We start from the raw sequence: 20,014 nt of genomic DNA, 5'->3' as shown, positions 1-20,014 counted from the left end.
TAAGCTAAAAAACAACGTTATTTTCAGTGAAGATAGTTAAGGAATAACAATCTTTTCTCCCCCGAATTTCGGCTGTACTCCGAAAAGCAAATCCCAGTATACTTTTGTTTTAGCGAGATACTCTCTTAGGTTCGTTTTTAAACCGGCGTATTTATTTACATCATTGGCATTATATCCGAACGCTTCCATTCCATTCTTTCTTGCCAGGAAAACAGCTCTTTCATTGTGGAATTTCTGTGAAATGATCACCAGTTTATGCTGTCCGAAAATATCTTTAGCCCTTACCACGGAATCCAAAGTACGAAATCCGGCATGATCCATTATAATTCTGTCTTTTGGAATGCCGTATTTCATTAAAGTAAGCTGCATATCTTCCGGTTCATTATAATCTTTGGTGCTGTTGTCTCCGCTTACGATAATGTATTTGATCTTTCCGCTTTTATACAGGTCTATAGCGGCCTGTATCCTGTTGTAGAAATAAGCATTCGGCATGCCGTTGTTCAGATTCTTCCCGGTTCCGAGGAGTAAAGCCACTTTGGTTTCAGGAACATCAGAGATATTGTAAGAAACAAAAGCGCTGCTTTCTTTTCGGATGCTGTAGTTAGCCCAGGCTATAAAAATAATTCCCGCCACAAGAAGCAGCAGGAAAATTTTAAAAATATTTTTAATTACTTTTTTCATCCGGAATGCTGCTTTTAAAACTCAAGTCCGTTAGGAAAAGCTTTTTTTCTGAATATTAATAAGAAGGCTGCTCCTACGGTAATAGCAGAATCAGCTACGTTGAAAATATATTTGAAGAATTCAATATGTTTACCACCAATCAAAGGAATATTATCAGGAACATACCAGTCTACCAAAGGGAAGTGAAGCATATCCACCACGCAGCCTTTCATAAAAGCAGAATAACCCTGCCCGAAAGGGACAAACTTTGAAACTCCTCCGTAGCCTATCCACCGGTCGATGCTTGGGTCATAAACCGTTCCGCTGTCGAATATAAGTCCATAAAACATTCCGTCAATGATATTTCCGATAGCGCCGGCAAAAATAATAGCCATTGGGATCAGAAGATAGTTGGATGCTCCCTGCTGCAGCCATTTTTTAAACATATAAACCATTCCTCCAATTAAGAAAAGTCTAAGGATCACCAGGAAATATTTCCCGATAATACCTCCGAAATGAAGCCCGTAAGCCATTCCCGGATTCTCTACAAAAGTCAGTTTAAAGCCCGGAAGAACAGTAACACTGTCATCCAGATTGAAGTGGGTTTTGATGTAAATTTTTGAGGCCTGATCAATTAACAATACTAAAAAGGTTATAGCTAAGATCTTTTTCATTACTGTCCTTTTGGTTTAGAGGGTTTCTCAGAATTTTTCTTGTCGAAGATTTTCTTGGCCACCTTTTCTGTATGGAACGTATTTTTGGTCTGGGCACGCTCGTATCTGATGTTCATATCTTTTAAAACACTTTTCAGCGCACTCAGTTCCATAGGATTCTTAGGATGTACTATGATAGATTCCATTTTCTTTTCTTTTTTTAATATTACATTTTGGACAGCTCGTCGAGTCTTTTCCGGTCTTTTGCAGACAGGTCATTAACCCCGTTTTTGCCCATCTTACTCAAAATTCTGTCGATTTCTTTTTCCCTTTCACGTTTATCAGAATTAAACTGATCATCTATGGTGTAGTTCTTCTGCCGGTCAGGAAAGAATCTGTTTTTGATCCATTCTCTATTGAAAAACAGTAAAACTGCAGCAACAATAATTGCTAAGATTAATACTTCGCTCATGGGCATACATTAAAAATTAGGTTTATAAAGTATCCGTGAATACGATATAAACCCAATAATATTTTACAAACCTTAACGGTTTATTTCTGCATATTTTTCGCTTCAATGCTCAGCGTAGCATGAGGAACGGCTAAAAGTCTTTCCTTAGGAATCAGCTTTCCTGTCACTCTGCACACACCGTAGGTTTTATTTTCGATTCGGATCAAAGCATTCTTAAGATCACGCACGAATTTCTCCTGGCGTCCTGCCAATATAGAGTTTTGCTCCTTGCTCAGCGTTTCTGCTCCTTCTTCAAAAGCTTTGAATGTAGGAGAAGTATCATCCGTACCATTATTCTGGTCATTGATGAAGCTTTCTCTGATCAGCTGAAGATCTCTTTCTGCCTTTTCTATTTTTTCTCTTATGATAGCCTTAAATTCCTGTAAATCAGCATCGCTGTACCTTACTCTTTCGTCTGACATATTCTTTTCTCTTTTTTAATAAAATTATGAAATGGAATTTGAAATACAATAACTATATGTTAATTTTTTTCGACATTTATCTTAAAATTAACCTCATCTATTTCGATTTCGTTAAAATTTGAAAGTGAAGATACAATTTCTATTTTATTTGACAAGACCTCAGATGAAATATATTCCTCATTTTTCTTAACATCTTCAATGAAAGGTGAGTTTTCTTCAATGGAGATTTTAATCCTGTCCGTCAGTTCAAAGTCCTTCTCTTTTCGCAGGTTCTGAATTCTGTTGATGAACTCTCTTGCAATACCCTCAGATTTTAATTCTTCTGTTAACGTCAAATCTAATGCCACAGTTGTTTTCCCGTCGGAAGTTACTGTCCATCCCGGGATATCTTTGGTAGATATTTCTACATCATCAAGAGTAATCTCGTATCCCTGAATGTCTATTTTCCCGTCTTTTTCAAGACTGGCGATCTGTTCTGTGTTAAGATTGGCGATTTCTCCGCCTACCGTTTTCATGTCTTTTCCTAATTTAGGACCCAACGCTTTGAAATTCGGCTTGATTTGCTTTACAATTAAATGCGATGCTTCTTCTGCATTGATCAGCTGTAATTCTTTAACATTTACTTCCTGTTTGATCAGCTCTGCAACGGCTAAAATCTGTGCCTCCGTTTTAGCATCCAGAACCGGAACCAATACTTTCTGTAACGGCTGGCGAACTTTCACATTCTCTTTCTTTCTCAGGGAGAAAACCATACTCGTAATATTCTGAGCCAGGTGTGTTTTTTCTACCAGATCCTGATCGATCAGGCTTTCGTCAGCTACAGGGAAGTCTGTTAAATGCACAGATTCGCAGCTTTCTTTTCCTGTTACCTTATTTAAATCCTGATACAATTGATCCATAAAGAACGGAGCAATAGGTGCAGATAATTTCGCCACTGTTTCAAGACATGTATATAAAGTCTGGTAAGCCGAAATCTTATCATCAGAATAATCTCCTTTCCAGAAACGTCTTCTGCACAGTCTTACGTACCAGTTGCTCAGGTTATCATTCACAAATGTGCTGATAGATCTGGCTACTCTGGTCGGTTCATAATCTTCGTAGAATGCTTTTACTTCTTTGATTAAAAGATTAAGCTCAGAAAGGATCCATCGGTCGATTTCCGGACGGTTTTCCACTTCTTTTTCCGTATAATTGAATCCATCAACATTGGCATACAATGCAAAGAACGAGTACGTATTATAAAGTGTTCCGAAGAACTTTCTTCTTACCTCATCAATTCCTTCTATGTCGAATTTCAGGTTTTCCCAAGGATTCGCATTCGAGATCATATACCATCTGGTAGCATCCGGACCGTATACTGAAAGTGTTTCGAACGGATCTACAGCGTTTCCTAAACGTTTTGACATTTTCTGTCCGTTCTTATCCAGAACAAGACCGTTACTCATCACATTTTTATAAGCAACAGAATCAAAAACAGCAGTACCGATGGCGTGAAGAGTGTAGAACCATCCACGGGTCTGGTCAACACCTTCTGCGATGAAATCAGCAGGGAATGCTTTATGCTTGTCGATCATGTCCTTATTTTCAAAAGGATAATGCAGCTGTGCATAAGGCATAGATCCTGAATCGAACCAAACGTCGATTAGGTCGCTCTCACGGTTCATTGCTTTTCCTGAATCCGAAACCAGAACCACTTTGTCCACTACATTTTTGTGAAGATCTACCAGTGAATAATTCTGCTCAGACATATTTCCGATCACAAAACCTTTGAACGGATTCTCTTTCATGAACCCTGCCTCTATAGATTTTTCTATTTCATTGTATAACTCCTCCACAGATCCTATGATCTTTTCTTCTTTAAGGTCTTCAGTTCTCCAGATCGGCAACGGAATACCCCAATATCTTGAACGGGATAAGTTCCAGTCGTTCACATTTTCAAGCCAGTTTGCGAAACGTCCTTCTCCGGTAGCTTTCGGTTTCCAGTTGATTTCTTTATTTAAATTAACCAGTCTGTCTTTTACAGCGGTCATTTTCACAAACCATGAATCAAGCGGGTAATACAATACCGGCTTGTCAGTTCTCCAGCAATGTGGGTAACTGTGGACGTATTTCTCTACTTTAAAGGCTTTATTTTCTGTCTTCAGAACGATCGCCAGTTCCACATCCCATGATTTCTCAGGAGCAGTTCCGTCATCGTAATATTCGTTCTTGATATATTTTCCTGAAAATACTTCAGGTACATTTTCTCCTTTGATGAATTTACCCTGCAGATCTACAAGAGGAACAAGGTTGTCATTCTCGTCTTTCACCAACATTGGAGGAATTCCGTTTTCTTTTCCAACTCGTGCATCATCAGCACCAAATGTAGGCGCAATATGAACGATACCAGTACCATCCTCAGTGGTTACAAAATCTCCGATGATCACTCTGAATGCTTTTTCAGGAGAATCATTAGGAGTAAACCAAGGGATCAGCTGCTCGTATTGAGTGCCTGCCAGTTTTTCTCCGGTGAATTCTTTTACTACTTTGAAAGGAATCACTTTGCTTTCTGCCGTATAATTCGTAAAATCTTCTTCCGTTCCCTCTGCATATTTCTTACCGAATACTTTAGGTAAAAGAACTCTTGATAAAACAATTGTGATAGGTTCAAATGTATATTGGTTGAATGTTTTAACCAATATATATTCAATATCTCTCCCTACGGCAAGTGCTGTATTTGATGGTAATGTCCATGGAGTAGTCGTCCATGCTAAAACATGTACGTCTCCATCCACATCATTAAACAGTTCGGAAGTTTCTTTCTTCGCTTTGAACTGTGCCACAACCGTTGTGTCAGAAACATCACGATATGTTCCCGGCTGGTTAAGCTCGTGGGAAGAAAGTCCTGTTCCTGCTTTTGGAGAATAAGGCTGAATCGTGTAGCCTTTGTACAATAATTCTTTATCATACAATTGCTTCAGCAACCACCAAACTGTCTCCATATATTTTGACTTATACGTGATATACGGATCTTCAAGGTCTACCCAGTATCCGATTTTTTCCGTAAGGTCATTCCATACGTCTGTATATCGCATTACCGCTTCACGGCAGGCTTTGTTGTAATCTTCAATAGAGATTTTTTTGCCAATATCCTCTTTCGTAATTCCTAATTCTTTCTCTACGCCCAGTTCCACAGGAAGTCCGTGTGTATCCCAGCCCGCTTTACGGAAAACCTGCTTCCCGTTCTGAGTCTGGAAACGACAGAAAATATCCTTTAATGCTCTGGCCATAACGTGGTGAATTCCGGGAATACCGTTTGCTGAAGGCGGACCTTCATAAAAAACAAACTCGGCATTACCCTCGCGAATCTCAACACTTTTACTGAACGTTTTATTCTGTTTCCAAAATTCCGCTACATTCTCGGCTACGTCAATAAGGTTGAGGTTTTTGTATTCTTTAAATTGGCTCATTGTAAATATCTCAATATCGTTGATTAATTAAGTTTGCAAATTTAGTGATTTTTGTCGGTTTATAAGATATGTTTTATTTAGCTTATATCTATTAAAAACTTCAATTTCAGAAATATAAATGAAGGAAGTGGCAAAAAGTGAATGGTGAATAGCGAATGGGGCAATTTTTCCTGTTGTTTTATAAATATTTTACTTCTGTTTTTTATCAATAAAAGTGTGCTTTAGCCTGCTTAAAAAATATAAGCCCACATTTTGGCTTTAGCTAAACTTATTAATCTTACCCATCATTATGTAAAATTTCGTAATTTTAAATAAACCTCAAACCCAAATGCTGTATGAAAAACTTATGTAAAATTTTATTCGTCATCTGTTTCATCAATACGCTAACAATAGGTGCTCAGACCAATTATCCACAAAATTATTTTAGGAACCCTCTGAATATTCCCATGCAGTTGGCTGCCAACTTTGGAGCGGTGCGCTCCAATCATTTTCACATGGGCTTGGATTTACGGACCAACAGTCAGGAAAACCTGTCTGTTGTTGCTGCCGCAGATGGTTATGTAAGCAGGATAAAAGTGGAGCGGTATGGTTTCGGAAATGCTGTTTATATCACCCATCCGAATGGTTATACCACAGTATACGCCCATTTAAATAAATATTTCGATAAGCTGGACGAATATGTAAAGGAACGACAGTATAAAGACGAAAAATGGGAACAGGATATCACTTTTTCTCCTGGACAGTTTCCTGTATCCAAAGGGCAGCTCATTGCTTTGAGTGGAAATACCGGAGGCTCAGCCGGGCCACATTTACATTTTGAGATAAGAGACACAAAAACGGAAGAATGTATCAATCCTTTGCTTTTTGGTTTTAAGATTCCGGATGGTATTTCACCTGTTATTAGTGGACTTTATTGGTATGACAGGCGGTTCAGTACTTATGAACCTGGCGCGAACGGAATTGCTGTAAAAAAGAATGGAGGTAATTATACAACCGATGTCATTCAGGTAAGCTCACCGGAAATAAGCTTTGCTATTAAAGCGGTGGATAAAGCCAATCAGGGATTTAATCTTGGGATTTATCATGCAGAATTATTAATGGATGATCGTCTGATTTATAGTTTTTCCATTGATCAGGTGAGCTACGACGATACCCGATATTTAAATGGCTGTATAGATTATCCCAAGTTTACAAAAGATAAAATGAGCATTCAGCATTTATCTGAATTACGAGGAATGAAACTGAAAAATTACAATTCATCCGGTAAAACAGGAATTATTCACCTTGAGGATGACAGTGTTCATAATATTGAAATTGTTTTAAAGGACGTCAGCGGAAATACAAGTAAGCTTATCACAAAAGTTCGTTATGCGAGAAATTCGCAACAGGTTACTCCTTCGGATAAATTGGTGAAGCCGGATGAAGCAAAAACACTAAGTACGGAAAATGCCGAAATCAGTCTCAGCAAAAATGCATTGTATGATGCTGTGAATTTTCAAATGTTTGAAAAACCAAGCTCCAATGCAGATGCTGTTTCCAACACTGTTATTCTGCATGCTCCATACATTCCGGTTCATGATGGTTATACTTTGAAAATAAAGCCTAACAGAAAATTATCGGATAAAGAAAAAGAAAGAACAGTTGTTTTGTTCGATTATGGAAGTGATACGGATGTTGTCAAAGGAAAATGGAGCGGCGATAAGGTAGAAGCAGAGTTTAACAGATTGGGAACAGCAACCCTCTTGTTAGATCGAAGTTTACCATCTGTCTCTGCAGGATGGAAGGACGGAACGCTTATAAAAAACAGTACGTTGCGACTGAATGGAAGAACTAAAATTGGTGACATCATATCATTCCGTGCAGAACTGGATGGGAAATGGCTCCGCTTTGCCCGGGTAAAAGATGACTTTATCTATGTTTTTGATGAAAAATGTCCCAAAGGCTCAGGTTCACATACTTTAAAAGTAACAACAACCAATACAGCCGGAAACATCAATACACAAACCTTTACCTTTCAAAGATAAAATGATTGATTTGAGTTCCGGTAAATCATACGGAATACACCAATTGACCCTTTAAACAGAATGATCTGCCAAAGCTCAGACAGACCTTTAGCTTAAAATCATGAATACATTGTACATAAATACATTCTACAATATTTTATTTAATAAATTTGTTCCTTAAAATTAAATCATTGGAATTCCATCCGGCTATCGAAAAATCAGATCTTAAGGATATTAAAAAGTTTCAGGAACATAAGCTTCAGGAACTTTTAATGTATCTTCAAACCCATTCGCCTTTTTATAAGAAACTGTTTAAAGAGAACGGTATCAACATCTCGGATATCCGGACATTGGAAGATCTGCAAAAAATCCCTGTTACCACAAAGAACGACCTGCAGGAACATAATCATGATTTTTTCTGTATCCCACCAGATAAAATTGTAGACTACAGCACCACTTCAGGAACTTTGGGCGACCCGGTAACTTTCGGATTGTCCGACAGCGATCTGGAGAGGCTTGCTTATAATGAAGCCATTTCATTTGCCTGCGCCGGAATTCAGAAAGGAGATGTAGTACAGATGATCACCACAATCGACAAAAGATTTATGGCAGGTCTTGCCTATTTTCTGGGACTAAGAAAAATGGGTGCCAGCGTGGTAAGAATGGGTCCCGGTATTCCGGAACTGCAGTGGGATTCCATTCTAAGATACAAACCTAAATACCTCATCACAGTTCCGTCTTTTCTTTTGAAGATGATTGATTATGCCGAAAAACATGGATTGGACTATAAAAATTCCAGTGTCTACGGAGCAGTTTGTATTGGTGAAAGCATCAAAAATCAGGATTTTACAGACAATATTCTTTCGCAGAAAATCAAAGAGAAATGGAATATAAAGTTATTCTCAACCTATGCTTCTACAGAAATGAGCACAGCCTTCACGGAATGCGAGTTCCAGATCGGAGGGCATCATCACCCGGAATTGATTATCACCGAAATTCTTGATGATAACGGAAATCCTGTGCAGGAAGGAGAGAACGGCGAGCTGACGATCACCACTTTAGGTGTTGAGGCTGTTCCTTTGCTGCGTTTTAAAACAGGAGATATTGTAAAAGCGCATTACGAGCCTTGCAGCTGTGGAAGAAATACCATGAGGCTTGGTCCCGTTGTCGGAAGAAAACAGCAGATGATCAAGTACAAAGGAACAACGCTGTATCCGCCTGCCATGAATGATATTCTAAATGATTTCAATACTATTTTATGCTATCAGATCGTGATTCAGTCTAATGAAATCGGATTGGATGAAATTATCATCAAACTAAGCACAGAACAGGATCAGGAAACCTTCGTTAATGAAGTTCGTGATCATTTCCGGGCTAAACTGAGGGTGAGCCCTAAAATTGAAATCGTAGATTTTGATATTCTGTCCAAAACTGTTTTTAATCCCAACAGCAGAAAGCCAATCACATTTATAGATTTAAGATAGTAAGAACAAAATTATGAAAAAAAAATTAGCAACCGGCGATAATGTGATAGAAGTTCCAGACCATCATGAAAGGATTGCAGAATGTATGCAAAGACTTTAGAAATGTTGGCTCTGAAAGCAAACCACTACAAAGAAAAAAAGTAATAATTGATTGCTTTTTTATAATATATTTGAAACTTTAATTTTTAAAGAAAATATAATGATGAAAAAACTATTATTTCTATTGTTGGTAGCCATTACAACAACAGCTTTTGCTCAGAATCAAATTAACTTTGAATCAGGAAACTTTGATTTCTTAAAAGACCAGACTGAAGTTAATGTTCAGCTGAAATTTGATAATGCTGTTTATCAGGAGAAAAATTTCACAGAAGCACAATATCTTGAAAACAGGGAAAAAGATATTGTCGCTAAAAAGAATGAAGCTGGTTGGAAAAACTGGATTTTTCAATGGGGGAAATTTAAAGCTTCAGAGTATTTGGATTATTTCTTTAAGGGAATTAACAGCAAATCGAAAAAAATAACTTTCAAAAATGATGTAAAGGCAAAATATACTTTAATTATTGATGCAAAGTGGATTTATGCAGGCTGGTACGGTGGAATGATCGGATCACAGGAAGCGAAATTAACATCGGACATGATGTTTGTGGAAACCGACAACCCTTCAAAGGTAGTTATGAAATTACATGCCGACAAAATTCAAGGAAAGAAGATGAATAAAGATTTTTCCTGGGAATACGGAAGAATTGCAGCAGCATATGAAGTTACGGGAAAGAAGTTAGGTGCGGAAATTAAAAAAACGATTAAATAAAACAAAAAGCGGTCTGAAAATTTTCAGACCGCTTTTTTTATGGTTGTTCCTGCTGCCTCTCCATTTTGATGAGGTTCGCAAGATTTTTAATAACTGTATCGTGCTTTTTTACAAAAGGATTGTCTTTATTCCAGACATAGCCTGCTAAAACCGCACATATTTTCCTTTTTACATCTTCATTTTCAGGCCTGTGGAAAAACAATTCCTGAAGATTTCCGGTATACCATTCCTTTACATAAGTCGTGAAAACATCTACTCCGTAAAGAATATAATCTGTGTATTCTTTCTGCCAGTCGATTTTTTCTCCGTTAAGCTGTCTTAAAGCCAATTTTGCTGCAAGCATTCCCGATTCTGTGGCAAATGCCATTCCCGATGAGAAAACAGGATCAAGGAACTCAGAAGCGTTTCCGGTAAGGGCATATCCGTCACCAAACAGCTGCTTTACCGAACAAGAATAATCTTTCAGGTGTCTTGGCTCAAAAATAAAATCTACATTGCCAAAACGTTTTACATAATAATCAGAAAGGGAAATAGCTTTCCTTAATGCTTCCGTTACATCCCCATTTTCAGATAATTTTTCAATATATTCTGTAGGGCCTACGATGCCGACACTCGTGTTTCCGTTAGAAAAAGGAATAACCCACAGCCAAACTTCAGTTTCAATGATATCAAAAGAAATTAAAGTTCCTTCCTGACCTTCTTCTCGGTTAATATCTTCTACATGAGAGAAAATAGCAGAATGCGGAGACAGTTTTGAAGGTTTTTCAAGATCAAGCAGTCTTGGCAGTACTCTTCCGTAGCCGCTTGAGTCGATCACAAATTTAGAATGGATCTCTTTCGTTTCACCATCTTTATTTCTTACGGTGGTTATAGAATCTGTACCATTGAATTGAATACCAATAACTTCCGTTTCGAATTCCAGATCAATGCCTTTATTGATAACTTCCTGAGCCAGAGTATTGTCAAAATCAGCTCTCGGAACCTGCCAGGTCCAGTCCCAGCCTTCCCCGAACTTGTCACTAAAATCAAAAATGCAGACTTCATTGCCTCGTAAAAAACGTGCTCCCAGCTTTTTTTCAAAGCCCATTTTATCCAAAGCCGGGAAAAGTCCGGCTTCATCAAAATGATCCATTACCCTGGGAATTAAGCTTTCACCAACAACGAGTCTGGGGAATTTTGTCTTCTCGACAACTTTCACGTTGACATTGTTCTTCTTTAAGTATGAAGAAGATACGCATCCGGAAGGCCCAGCACCGATTACGAGAACATCAACAAATTCTTTGCTCATCTTGATTTTTTATTTTAATAATAACTTCTATCTTTGCCGCAAAATTAGTGACAATTAATTAATATTTTACAAAATTAGCAACTATTACTTTTAATTGATGAAAATAAATAACTTTTTAGAACTGAAGGATTTTCAAAAAATTATCATTGAAAACGAAAAAATTGAACTGAATGAATCACTTTTGGACAGAGTGGAAGAAAGTTTTCAGTTTTTAAAGGAATTTTCGAAAAATAAAGTAATATATGGTGTCAATACCGGCTTCGGGCCGATGGCCCAGTTCAAAATAAGTGACGAAGATACCCACCAGCTTCAGTATAACCTGATCAGAAGCCACTCTTCGGGAATCGGAAACCCATTGCCTGCCCAGGAAGTAAAAGCCTGTATGCTGGCAAGACTCAATACACTTTCCCTTGGAAATTCAGGGGTACACCAGTCTGTTATTCATTTACTTAAAGAATTGATCAACAGAGATATTACACCGCTTATTTTTGAACACGGAGGAGTAGGTGCAAGTGGTGATTTAGTTCAGCTTGCCCACCTTGCTTTGGTTTTAATCGGGGAAGGTGAAGTTTTTTACAAAGGAGAAAGAAAAGCAACAAAAGAAGTTTTTGAGGCAGAAGGATTAGAACCGATCACAGTGGAAATCCGTGAAGGACTTGCCTTAATGAACGGAACTTCTGTAATGTCCGGAATAGGAATTGTTAATGCATATAAAGCCAATCAGTTAACGGATATTTCAATCAGGCTTTCCTGTGCGATTAATGAGATTGTTCAGGCTTATGATGACCATTTATCAGAAGCTTTGAACGGTACAAAAAAGCATTATGGTCAACAGAAAGTAGCCGAAAGAATGCGTGCTCATTTGGCAGACAGCAAACTGATCAGAAAAAGAGAGGACCATCTTTATACTCACTTTGAAGAGCAGGAAAAAGTATTTAAAGAAAAAGTTCAGGAATATTATTCATTAAGATGCGTTCCACAGATCTTAGGTCCTGTTTTGGATACTTTGGAATATACTGAGAATGTTCTTGAAAACGAGATCAATTCAGCGAATGACAATCCGATCATCAATGTAAAAGACAAGCATGTATACCACGGCGGAAATTTCCACGGAGATTATATTTCATTGGAAATGGATAAGCTGAAAATTGTTGTTACCAAACTTACGATGCTTGCAGAAAGGCAGTTGAACTACCTTTTAAATGCAAAGATCAACGAAATTTTGCCTCCTTTTGTAAATTTAGGTAAATTAGGCTTCAATTTCGGAATGCAGGGTGTTCAGTTCACGGCAACATCTACAACGGCGGAAAGTCAGATGCTTTCAAATTCCATGTATGTGCACAGTATACCTAACAATAATGATAATCAGGATATTGTAAGCATGGGAACCAATGCAGCAGTGATCTGCAGAAAAGTAATAGAGAACGCATTTGAAGTACTGGCTATTGAAGCCATTACCATCATCCAGGCTGTTGAATATCTTGGATTTCAGGATAAAGTTTCGTCTTCTACCAAAGAGCTGTACGACGAGATCAGAAAGATTATTCCTGCATTCTCTGATGATATGGTGATGTATCCGTATCTGGAGGAAGTGAAAAAGTATTTAAAGGCAATGTAATTATCAGTGATAATGAATTGTTATACACTTGAGGATTAAATTAACGGAAAAAACTAAAACTAAATAAACACTAACACATGAAATGTGCAATTGTCACAGGCGGCTCCAGGGGAATTGGAAGAGCGGTCTGTATAAAACTGGCGGAAGAAAAAAACTATCATATACTCATCAACTACGCTTCAAACGAGGCAGCGGCTAAAGAAACTTTGGCTAAAGTGCAGGAATTGGGAGCTACAGGAGAGATCCTTAAATTTGATGTAGCCAATGCTGAAGAAAGCTTGAATGTTTTGACGCAATGGCAGGATAATAATCCTGATGCTATTGTTGAGGTGATCGTGAACAACGCCGGAATTACAAGAGACGGATTATTCATGTGGATGCAGAGTGAAGATTGGAATAGTGTGATTAATACAAGTCTGAATGGTTTTTTCAACGTAACTAATTTCTTTATCCAGAAACTTCTTCGTAATAAATACGGAAGAATCATCAATATGGTTTCCGTTTCCGGAGTAAAAGGAACAGCGGGACAAACCAATTATTCTGCAGCAAAAGGAGCCTTAGTAGGTGCTACAAAAGCTTTGGCTCAGGAAGTTGCGAAAAGAAATATTACGGTAAATGCAGTAGCTCCGGGATTCATCAGAACAGATATGACCCAGGATTTTAATGAAGATGAGCTTAAAGCGATGATCCCGGCCAACAGATTTGGGGAAGCAGAAGAAGTGGCAGATTTAGTAGCGTTTTTAGCTTCAAGAAAAGCCTCATACATTACTGGGGAAATAGTAAATATAAACGGAGGAATCTACTCTTAACAATATAGCAATGTACCAGTGTAACAATGTTGTGAAATCTCAATAATATTATTACATTGTTAAACTAATACATTGTTAAATTAATAAAAACTCATGGAAAATAGGGTTGTAATTACCGGAATGGGAATTTATTCTTGCATCGGGACCTCTTTGGAAGAAGTCAGAGAATCCCTATATCAAGGAAAATCCGGTATTGCTTTAGTACAGGAAAGAAAAGAATTCGGGTTCAGGTCAGGCCTTACAGGAGTAGTGCCCAAACCGGATCTTAAAAACCTACTCAACAGACGTCAGCGTGTAAGCATGGGTGAGGAAAGCGAATATGCTTACCTTGCGACCAGTGATGCGCTTAAACAGGCCGGTATAGACCAGGATTTCCTGGACAGCCATGAAGTAGGCATTTTATATGGAAACGACAGCGTTTCTCAGGCAGTAGTAGAATCTATCGATATTGCCAGAGAAAAGAAAGATACCACATTGATGGGGTCGGGAGCGATCTTCAAATCAATGAACTCTACCGTAACGATGAACCTTTCAACTATCTTTAAGCTGAAAGGAATTAATCTTACCATCAGTGCAGCGTGTGCCAGCGGTTCACATTCATTAGGACTTGCTTATATGATGATCAGGAACGGTTTTCAGGATATGATCATCTGTGGAGGAGCCCAGGAAACCAACAAATATTCAATGGCGAGCTTTGACGGGCTCGGTGTTTTCTCTGTAAGGGAAGACGAACCAACAAAAGCATCAAGACCTTTTGATACCGGAAGAGACGGGCTTATCCCAAGCGGGGGAGCGGCCAGCCTAATGGTGGAAAGTTTAGAATCTGCACAGAAAAGGGGCGCGAATATCCTTGCAGAGATTGTGGGTTATGGTTTCTCTTCCAACGGAGGACATATCTCAACACCTAATGTGGACGGCCCGGCCTTAGCGATGGACAGAGCCTTAAAACAATCAGGATTAAAAGCAGAGGATATCGATTATATCAATGCTCATGCGACTTCCACACCCATTGGTGATGCCAATGAAGCTAAAGCGATACATGAGATCTTCGGAAGCAGCGTTCCCGTAAGTTCTACCAAGTCCATGACCGGTCATGAATGCTGGATGGCAGGCGCAAGTGAAGTCGTTTACTCAATCCTGATGATGCAGAATGATTTCGTTGCTCCGAACATTAATCTGGAAAACCCTGACGATGAGGCTAAAAAGATAAATTTGGTCTCAAAAACGAAAAATCAAAAAATTGACGTATTTTTGTCAAATTCTTTCGGATTTGGGGGAACCAACTCCGCATTAATAGTTAAAAAATTTGATTAAAAACATGGAAAGGGAAAAAATTGTTGACATCGTTAATGATTTCTTAGTAAACGAATTCGAAGTGGATGGTGATGAGATCAGCAATGATGCTAACCTGAAAAAGACGCTTGGACTTGACAGTCTGGACTATATCGATATGGTCGTGGTTATCGAATCTAATTTTGGAGTGAAATTAGGCGAAGCAGATTTCAAAAAAATGGTAACGTTTGATGATTTCTATACTACTATTGAACAAAAAATCGCTGAAAAAAACGCATAACTATCGAGTGAACTTTATTCTTTAACAATATACCAATGTAATAATGTAACAGTGTACCAATGGTGAATAAATGCAGTAATAGTATTGTTACATTGGTACACTGTTACATTGATAAATTAGACTTATGAACAAGTGGAAAGGTAAATCTAAAGGAACCATATTAGGATATAAAATATTCGTGTGGTGTATTAGAAATATCGGGATCCGGAGTTCATATGTCGTACTCTATTTCGTAGCTTCCTATTATTTTTTATTCCTGAAAAAAAGCAACCGCTACATCTTTTATTACTTTCAAAAAAGACTGGATTACGGATACTGGAAATCAAAAGCTTCCGTATTTAAAAGCTATTTTACTTTCGGAAAAGTACTGATTGATAAAACGGCAATTTCTGCCGGCTTAAGAGAAAAATATACCTACGAATTTGATGGTGTTGAAAATCTTACCAATCTTCTGGCTGAAAAAAAAGGAGGCGTTCTTATCAGTGCCCACATTGGGAATTTTGAAATAGCAGAACATTTCTTTGCCGATATTGATTTTGATTGTCAGATCAATCTCGTAACTACAGACCAGGAAGTGACGGTTATCAAGGAATACCTGGAAAGCGTTGCCGTAAAGCAGAGTAATATCAAGTTTATTTATGTCAAAGAGGATATGTCGCATATTTTTGAGATCAATCAGGCTTTGTCAAATAATGAGCTGATCTGCTTTACAGGAGATCGTTATTTTGAGGGTTCAAAATATTTAGAAGCCGATCTGCTCGGAAAAAGTGCAAAATTTCCGGCCGGTCCGTTCCTTATTGCTTCACGTTTAGGTGTTCCTGTGGTTTATGTGTATGTAATGAAAGAAAAAAATCTTCATTACCACTTATACGCAAGGGTTGCAAAAAATATTAAAAACCGTGATTCTCAGGGACTTCTCAATTCTTATGTTCAAAACCTTGAGACCATGATCAGAAAATATCCCCTTCAATGGTTCAATTATTTCGATTTTTGGGATGATATTGATTAATTTTTCTAATTTTATCCCTGAAAACTAATTAATAAACTCAAATTGTTAAATAAATTCAGGAATTGGATAGATGAACCTTTCATTCGGGTTCAGGTATTGCTTTGTAATCTCTGGATTTCTTAATTTTTGAAATAAAAACACAGCTTTTCTCCTTTTGAATAAAGAATACGACATACTTGTGATCGGCAGCGGATTGGGAGGTCTTGTTTCGGCTCTAATTTTGGCGAAAGAAGGTCTGAAAGTCTGTGTTCTGGAAAAAAATAACCAGTATGGAGGAAATCTGCAGACTTTTTCAAGGGAAAAGCTCATCTTCGATACAGGAGTTCATTATCTGGGCGGCCTTTCAAAAGGACAGAATCTCCATCATTTCTTTTCCTATCTTGAGATTATGGATGATCTGGAACTTCATCAAATGAATGAAGACGGCTACGATAAGATCTCTTTTGGTGAAGAAAATATCGAATATCCTCATGCACAGGGCTATGAAAATTTTATTGAACAGCTCGCAGCCTTTTTTCCCAACGAAAAACAAAATTTGGAAAGCTACTGCGAAGAGATTCAGTATGTTTGTGCACAGTTTCCGAGGTATCAGATAATCGGTAAAGACAGCTATAACGAAGAGATCCTCCACCTTAATACCAAAAGATTCATAGAGTCTGTGACTCCAGATAAAAAACTGCAGGCCGTATTGCTCGGTTCCAATTTTTTATATGGTGGAGATTCAGAAAATATACCTTTCTATGTTCATGCACTTACCGTAAACTCCTATATCCAGAGTGCTTACAAATGTGTTAGAGGAGGAAGTCAGATCACGAAATTATTGATTAAAAAACTTCGCCAATACGGTGCAGAAGTGCATAAACATTCCGAGGTTTCCGGATTTATTTTTAATGAAGCCGGAGTCCTGTCTTCCGTAAAAACAAAATCTGGAAAAGAATATGCGGCAAAGAAATTTATTTCAAACATAGAAATCCGTTCCTTCATTAAGCTGATTGGAGAAGAAAAGCTGAGAAAATCTTTTCTGAACCGGGTAATGAGCTGGGAACCTGTCTTATCATGCTTCAGTGTTTACCTGGTTTTAAAACCACAGTCACTTCCGAATTTTAATTATAATATTTACCATTATTCATCCGAAGAAATGGTCTGGAATGCATTCCGTTACAGTAAAGACAGCTGGCCGGAGACCTATATGCTTTCCTCCACACCCTCAAAGCATTATCCGGATTATGCAGAAAGCCTTACCGCGATTTCCTATATGGATTTTGATGAGGTTAAAGCCTGGGAGAAAACGGTAAATACTGTTGCTGAAGAACACGATAGAGGATTAAAGTATGAACATTTCAAGCTGGAAAAAGCAGAAAAAATGATTTCTGCATTAGAAAAGAAAATTCCAAACTTAAGGCATTCCATAAAAAGCATTTATACTTCATCGCCACTCTCTTACAGGGACTATATTGGCAGCTTTGAAGGAAATATGTACGGATACATGAAAAATTCGGATAATCCGCTTAAAACGATGGTCTCGCCCCGTACCAAGACCGAAAATCTGTTTCTGACAGGACAGTCTGTCAACATGCACGGAATTCTGGGGGTAACGATCGGGGCTTTTAATACCTGTGCTGAAATTCTCGGGAAAGAGATTGTAGATGAACGCCTGAAACAAATGATGAATACTCATGAAAAAAAATAACAGATCCGATATGGCGTTCCGGGGAATTCAATTGATCCTTTTCCTTTTCCTTATTTCCTGTGGAATCTCAAAATCGGTTCATCATATTCCGGATGTCAGCAGCTATACGCTGGAAACACCAAAGATCAATAAGATCAATGATTCTACGTTCAGCTTCAACCGGAATTATTTAACCAAAAATAAACAGCAGCTTTGGGAACTTTATATTAAAGGAAACCCATTGCAGCTCGGATATAATAACGGAGCTTTAACCCAAAGCCTGATGCAGCAGCAGGAAGAAATCTTCTTCTCTAAAGTGGAAGGTTTTGTTCCATCAAAATTTAAGCAGAAACTCCTTAGGGGATTTCTGAAATGGTACAACAGAAAAATGTACCTGAATGTAAGGGAAGACTATCGGGCAGAATTGTACGGACTCTCTCAGTATTCATCTGATAAATACAATTTTATCGCTCCGAAATACCTTCGGAACCTCTATCTTCACGGTGCTCACGATATCGGACATGCTATGCAGGATCTGGCTATGGTAGGCTGTACTTCACTGGCCGTCTGGAATGAAAATACAGAAGACGGAGAATTGTTGATTGGAAGAAACTTTGATTTTTATGTCGGGGACGATTTTGCCAAAAACAAGCTGATAGAATTTGTAGAGCCGGAAATCGGAATTCCATACATGTCCGTTAGCTGGCCGGGAATGATAGGTGTAGTTTCCGGGATGAATAAAGAAGGAGTAACTGTGACAATCAATGCCGGAAAATCTAGAATTCCTTTAACTGCCAAGACGCCGATCTCTCTTGTGACACGGGAAATTTTACAGTTTGCAAAAAATATTGACGAGGCCATCGCTATTGCCCAAAAAAGAAAGGTTTTCGTTTCCGAATCCATTCTGGTTGGAAGCGCTCATGATAAAAATGCAGTTATTATTGAGGTCTCTCCTGATAATTTTGGGGTTTACAAGGTGGAAAATACAAGCAGAGTGTTTTGTACCAACCACTTCCAGTCCGAAGCCTATAAAGGTGACAAAAGAAACCAGAAACAGATTATAGAAAGCCACTCCGAATACCGTTATGAAAAGCTTCAGGAGCTTCTCCAGGAAAAGAAAAAGCTCAACCCCGAAAAAATGGCGGCCATTTTACGGGATAAATCTGGTTTAAAAGACCAAAAGATTGGCTACGGAAATGAAAAAGCCATCAACCAGCTTCTGGCTCACCATGCGGTTATTTTCTCACCTGAAAAAAGGCTGGTGTGGGTTTCTTCAAATCCTTATCAGCTGGGAGAATTTGTCTGTTATGATCTGAATGAAATCTTTTCCGGAAAGAATTTGGAAGAAAGTTTAAAGGCAAAAACAACACTGAATATCGCCAGAGATCCTTTTGCAGATTCGGAAGAATTCAACAATTATGAAATATCTAAGATGTTAGGGTCAGAAGTGAGCAATGCTATAGACAACAAAAAGATGGCATTAAGTGATGATTTTATTCCTTATTACCAATCTATGAACCCGGATTATTGGCTGGTTTATTATCAGGCTGGAAAATATTATTTTGGCATCAATGAATTTTTAAAAGCTAAAACTGAATTTGAAAAAGCCCTGACCAAAGAAATTACCACAGTTCCGGACAGAGAAAATGTGGAAAAGTACCTGAAGAAAACTTTAAAAAAGCTAAAATGACCCGAAAAAACATAAAACTGCTGTTCTGCATTCCCTTTATCATAATTATTATTTACACAGTCTACCTGCTTACAAAGTACAGCTCTATTCCTGATGTTATCCCTATTCATGGATATGGAGGCAAGAATGATGGGTTCGGAAGCAAACTGTTTCTTTTTGCACCTATTGTATTGAACCTTGCTATTTTGATATTTATATGGATGATTATCAGTAAACCGGACAAGATCAGATTTACTTTTGAAGTGAAAGAAGAAGATCAAGAGAAAACCTATTATCAGTACCAGCTGGTTTTGACCATACTTGCAATATTTGTTACCCTGATTATGAGCCCGTTATCATTTTCGAATGTTGTCTTTAAATGATTATAT

At 38.0% G+C, this 20,014-nt stretch carries 18 protein-coding genes; 11 read left to right on the top strand and 7 right to left on the bottom strand.

The features are described from left to right. Positions 1 to 36 precede the first annotated feature (36 nt). The 6 genes from ACMGDK_RS12810 to ileS form a co-directional block, all read right to left on the bottom strand. Positions 37 to 681 (bottom strand): SanA/YdcF family protein, encoded by a 645-nt coding sequence (locus ACMGDK_RS12810; RefSeq protein WP_436808319.1) that lies wholly within the window; start codon positions 679 to 681, stop codon positions 37 to 39. 14 nt (positions 682 to 695) lie between these two features. Then, positions 696 to 1,334, bottom strand: coding sequence for a lipoprotein signal peptidase (locus ACMGDK_RS12805; RefSeq protein WP_436808318.1), 639 nt, complete (start codon positions 1,332 to 1,334; stop codon positions 696 to 698). Continuing rightward, entirely contained in the window at positions 1,334 to 1,519 is a 186-nt protein-coding gene (locus tag ACMGDK_RS12800; protein ID WP_111958618.1) for a DUF2683 family protein, read from the bottom strand. Before ACMGDK_RS12800 ends, ACMGDK_RS12805 begins: the two co-directional genes overlap by 1 nt. Before the next feature lie 20 nt (positions 1,520 to 1,539). Further along, a complete protein-coding gene (locus ACMGDK_RS12795; protein ID WP_116013118.1) occupies positions 1,540 to 1,785 on the bottom strand; it encodes a DUF6576 domain-containing protein in 246 nt (81 codons plus the stop codon). A gap of 80 nt (positions 1,786 to 1,865) precedes the next feature. Further along, on the bottom strand, positions 1,866 to 2,246 hold the full coding sequence (locus tag ACMGDK_RS12790) for a TraR/DksA family transcriptional regulator (protein ID WP_048505480.1): 381 nt from the start codon (positions 2,244 to 2,246) through the stop codon (positions 1,866 to 1,868). Positions 2,247 to 2,305: 59 nt separating this feature from the next. Beyond that, positions 2,306 to 5,695: an isoleucine--tRNA ligase gene (gene ileS / locus ACMGDK_RS12785; RefSeq protein WP_436808317.1), complete on the bottom strand. Its 3,390-nt coding sequence runs from the start codon at positions 5,693 to 5,695 to the stop codon at positions 2,306 to 2,308. A gap of 335 nt (positions 5,696 to 6,030) precedes the next feature. Between ileS and ACMGDK_RS12780 the strand changes: the two genes are divergently transcribed. The 3 genes from ACMGDK_RS12780 (at position 6,031) to ACMGDK_RS12770 (ending at position 9,990) form a co-directional block, all read left to right on the top strand. Beyond that, positions 6,031 to 7,719: a M23 family metallopeptidase gene (locus tag ACMGDK_RS12780; RefSeq protein ID WP_436808316.1), complete on the top strand. Its 1,689-nt coding sequence runs from the start codon at positions 6,031 to 6,033 to the stop codon at positions 7,717 to 7,719. A 170-nt stretch (positions 7,720 to 7,889) separates the two neighbouring features. Then, a complete protein-coding gene (gene flxY, locus ACMGDK_RS12775; protein ID WP_436808315.1) occupies positions 7,890 to 9,182 on the top strand; it encodes a flexirubin biosynthesis putative acyl-CoA ligase FlxY in 1,293 nt (430 codons plus the stop codon). Between the two features lie 199 nt (positions 9,183 to 9,381). Next, the gene (locus ACMGDK_RS12770) at positions 9,382 to 9,990 is read left to right on the top strand and encodes a hypothetical protein (protein ID WP_436808314.1); all 609 of its coding nucleotides are present in this window, start codon (positions 9,382 to 9,384) and stop codon (positions 9,988 to 9,990) included. Positions 9,991 to 10,027: 37 nt separating this feature from the next. Here the strand turns inward: ACMGDK_RS12770 and ACMGDK_RS12765 are convergent, their stop codons facing one another. Then, on the bottom strand, positions 10,028 to 11,278 hold the full coding sequence (locus ACMGDK_RS12765; RefSeq protein WP_436808313.1) for an NAD(P)/FAD-dependent oxidoreductase: 1,251 nt from the start codon (positions 11,276 to 11,278) through the stop codon (positions 10,028 to 10,030). A gap of 97 nt (positions 11,279 to 11,375) precedes the next feature. On the opposite strand from ACMGDK_RS12765, the gene flxA reads away from it, so the two are divergent. From flxA to ACMGDK_RS12725, 8 genes are all read left to right on the top strand, one after another. Then, positions 11,376 to 12,896 carry a flexirubin biosynthesis tyrosine ammonia-lyase FlxA gene (gene flxA, locus ACMGDK_RS12760; RefSeq protein WP_436808312.1) on the top strand — a complete coding sequence of 507 codons (1,521 nt, stop codon included), beginning with the start codon at positions 11,376 to 11,378 and terminating at the stop codon, positions 12,894 to 12,896. Between the two features lie 77 nt (positions 12,897 to 12,973). Further along, positions 12,974 to 13,705 (top strand): flexirubin biosynthesis SDR family reductase FlxB, encoded by a 732-nt coding sequence (gene flxB / locus ACMGDK_RS12755; protein WP_111958631.1) that lies wholly within the window; start codon positions 12,974 to 12,976, stop codon positions 13,703 to 13,705. Positions 13,706 to 13,798: 93 nt separating this feature from the next. Then, positions 13,799 to 15,019, top strand: a complete 1,221-nt coding sequence (locus ACMGDK_RS12750) for a beta-ketoacyl-[acyl-carrier-protein] synthase family protein (RefSeq protein ID WP_436808311.1) — start codon at positions 13,799 to 13,801, stop codon at positions 15,017 to 15,019. Between the two features lie 4 nt (positions 15,020 to 15,023). Beyond that, positions 15,024 to 15,278, top strand: a complete 255-nt coding sequence (locus tag ACMGDK_RS12745) for an acyl carrier protein (protein ID WP_034727052.1) — start codon at positions 15,024 to 15,026, stop codon at positions 15,276 to 15,278. A 124-nt stretch (positions 15,279 to 15,402) separates the two neighbouring features. After that, a complete protein-coding gene (locus tag ACMGDK_RS12740) occupies positions 15,403 to 16,287 on the top strand; it encodes a lysophospholipid acyltransferase family protein (RefSeq protein ID WP_436808310.1) in 885 nt (294 codons plus the stop codon). 154 nt (positions 16,288 to 16,441) lie between these two features. Beyond that, positions 16,442 to 17,977: a phytoene desaturase family protein gene (locus ACMGDK_RS12735; RefSeq protein ID WP_436808309.1), complete on the top strand. Its 1,536-nt coding sequence runs from the start codon at positions 16,442 to 16,444 to the stop codon at positions 17,975 to 17,977. Further along, positions 17,964 to 19,646 carry a C45 family autoproteolytic acyltransferase/hydrolase gene (locus ACMGDK_RS12730; RefSeq protein ID WP_436808308.1) on the top strand — a complete coding sequence of 561 codons (1,683 nt, stop codon included), beginning with the start codon at positions 17,964 to 17,966 and terminating at the stop codon, positions 19,644 to 19,646. Before ACMGDK_RS12735 ends, ACMGDK_RS12730 begins: the two co-directional genes overlap by 14 nt. After that, a complete protein-coding gene (locus ACMGDK_RS12725; RefSeq protein ID WP_436808307.1) occupies positions 19,643 to 20,008 on the top strand; it encodes a DUF1648 domain-containing protein in 366 nt (121 codons plus the stop codon). Before ACMGDK_RS12730 ends, ACMGDK_RS12725 begins: the two co-directional genes overlap by 4 nt. The last annotated feature ends 6 nt before the right edge of the window (positions 20,009 to 20,014 follow it).

The sequence above is a fragment of the Chryseobacterium hilariae genome (genome assembly GCF_051400735.1).
Taxonomy (GTDB): Bacteria; Bacteroidota; Bacteroidia; order Flavobacteriales; family Weeksellaceae; genus Chryseobacterium.
The sequence above is the reverse complement of the archived record's forward strand: the minus strand, read 5'-3'. Positions and strand labels throughout refer to the sequence as shown.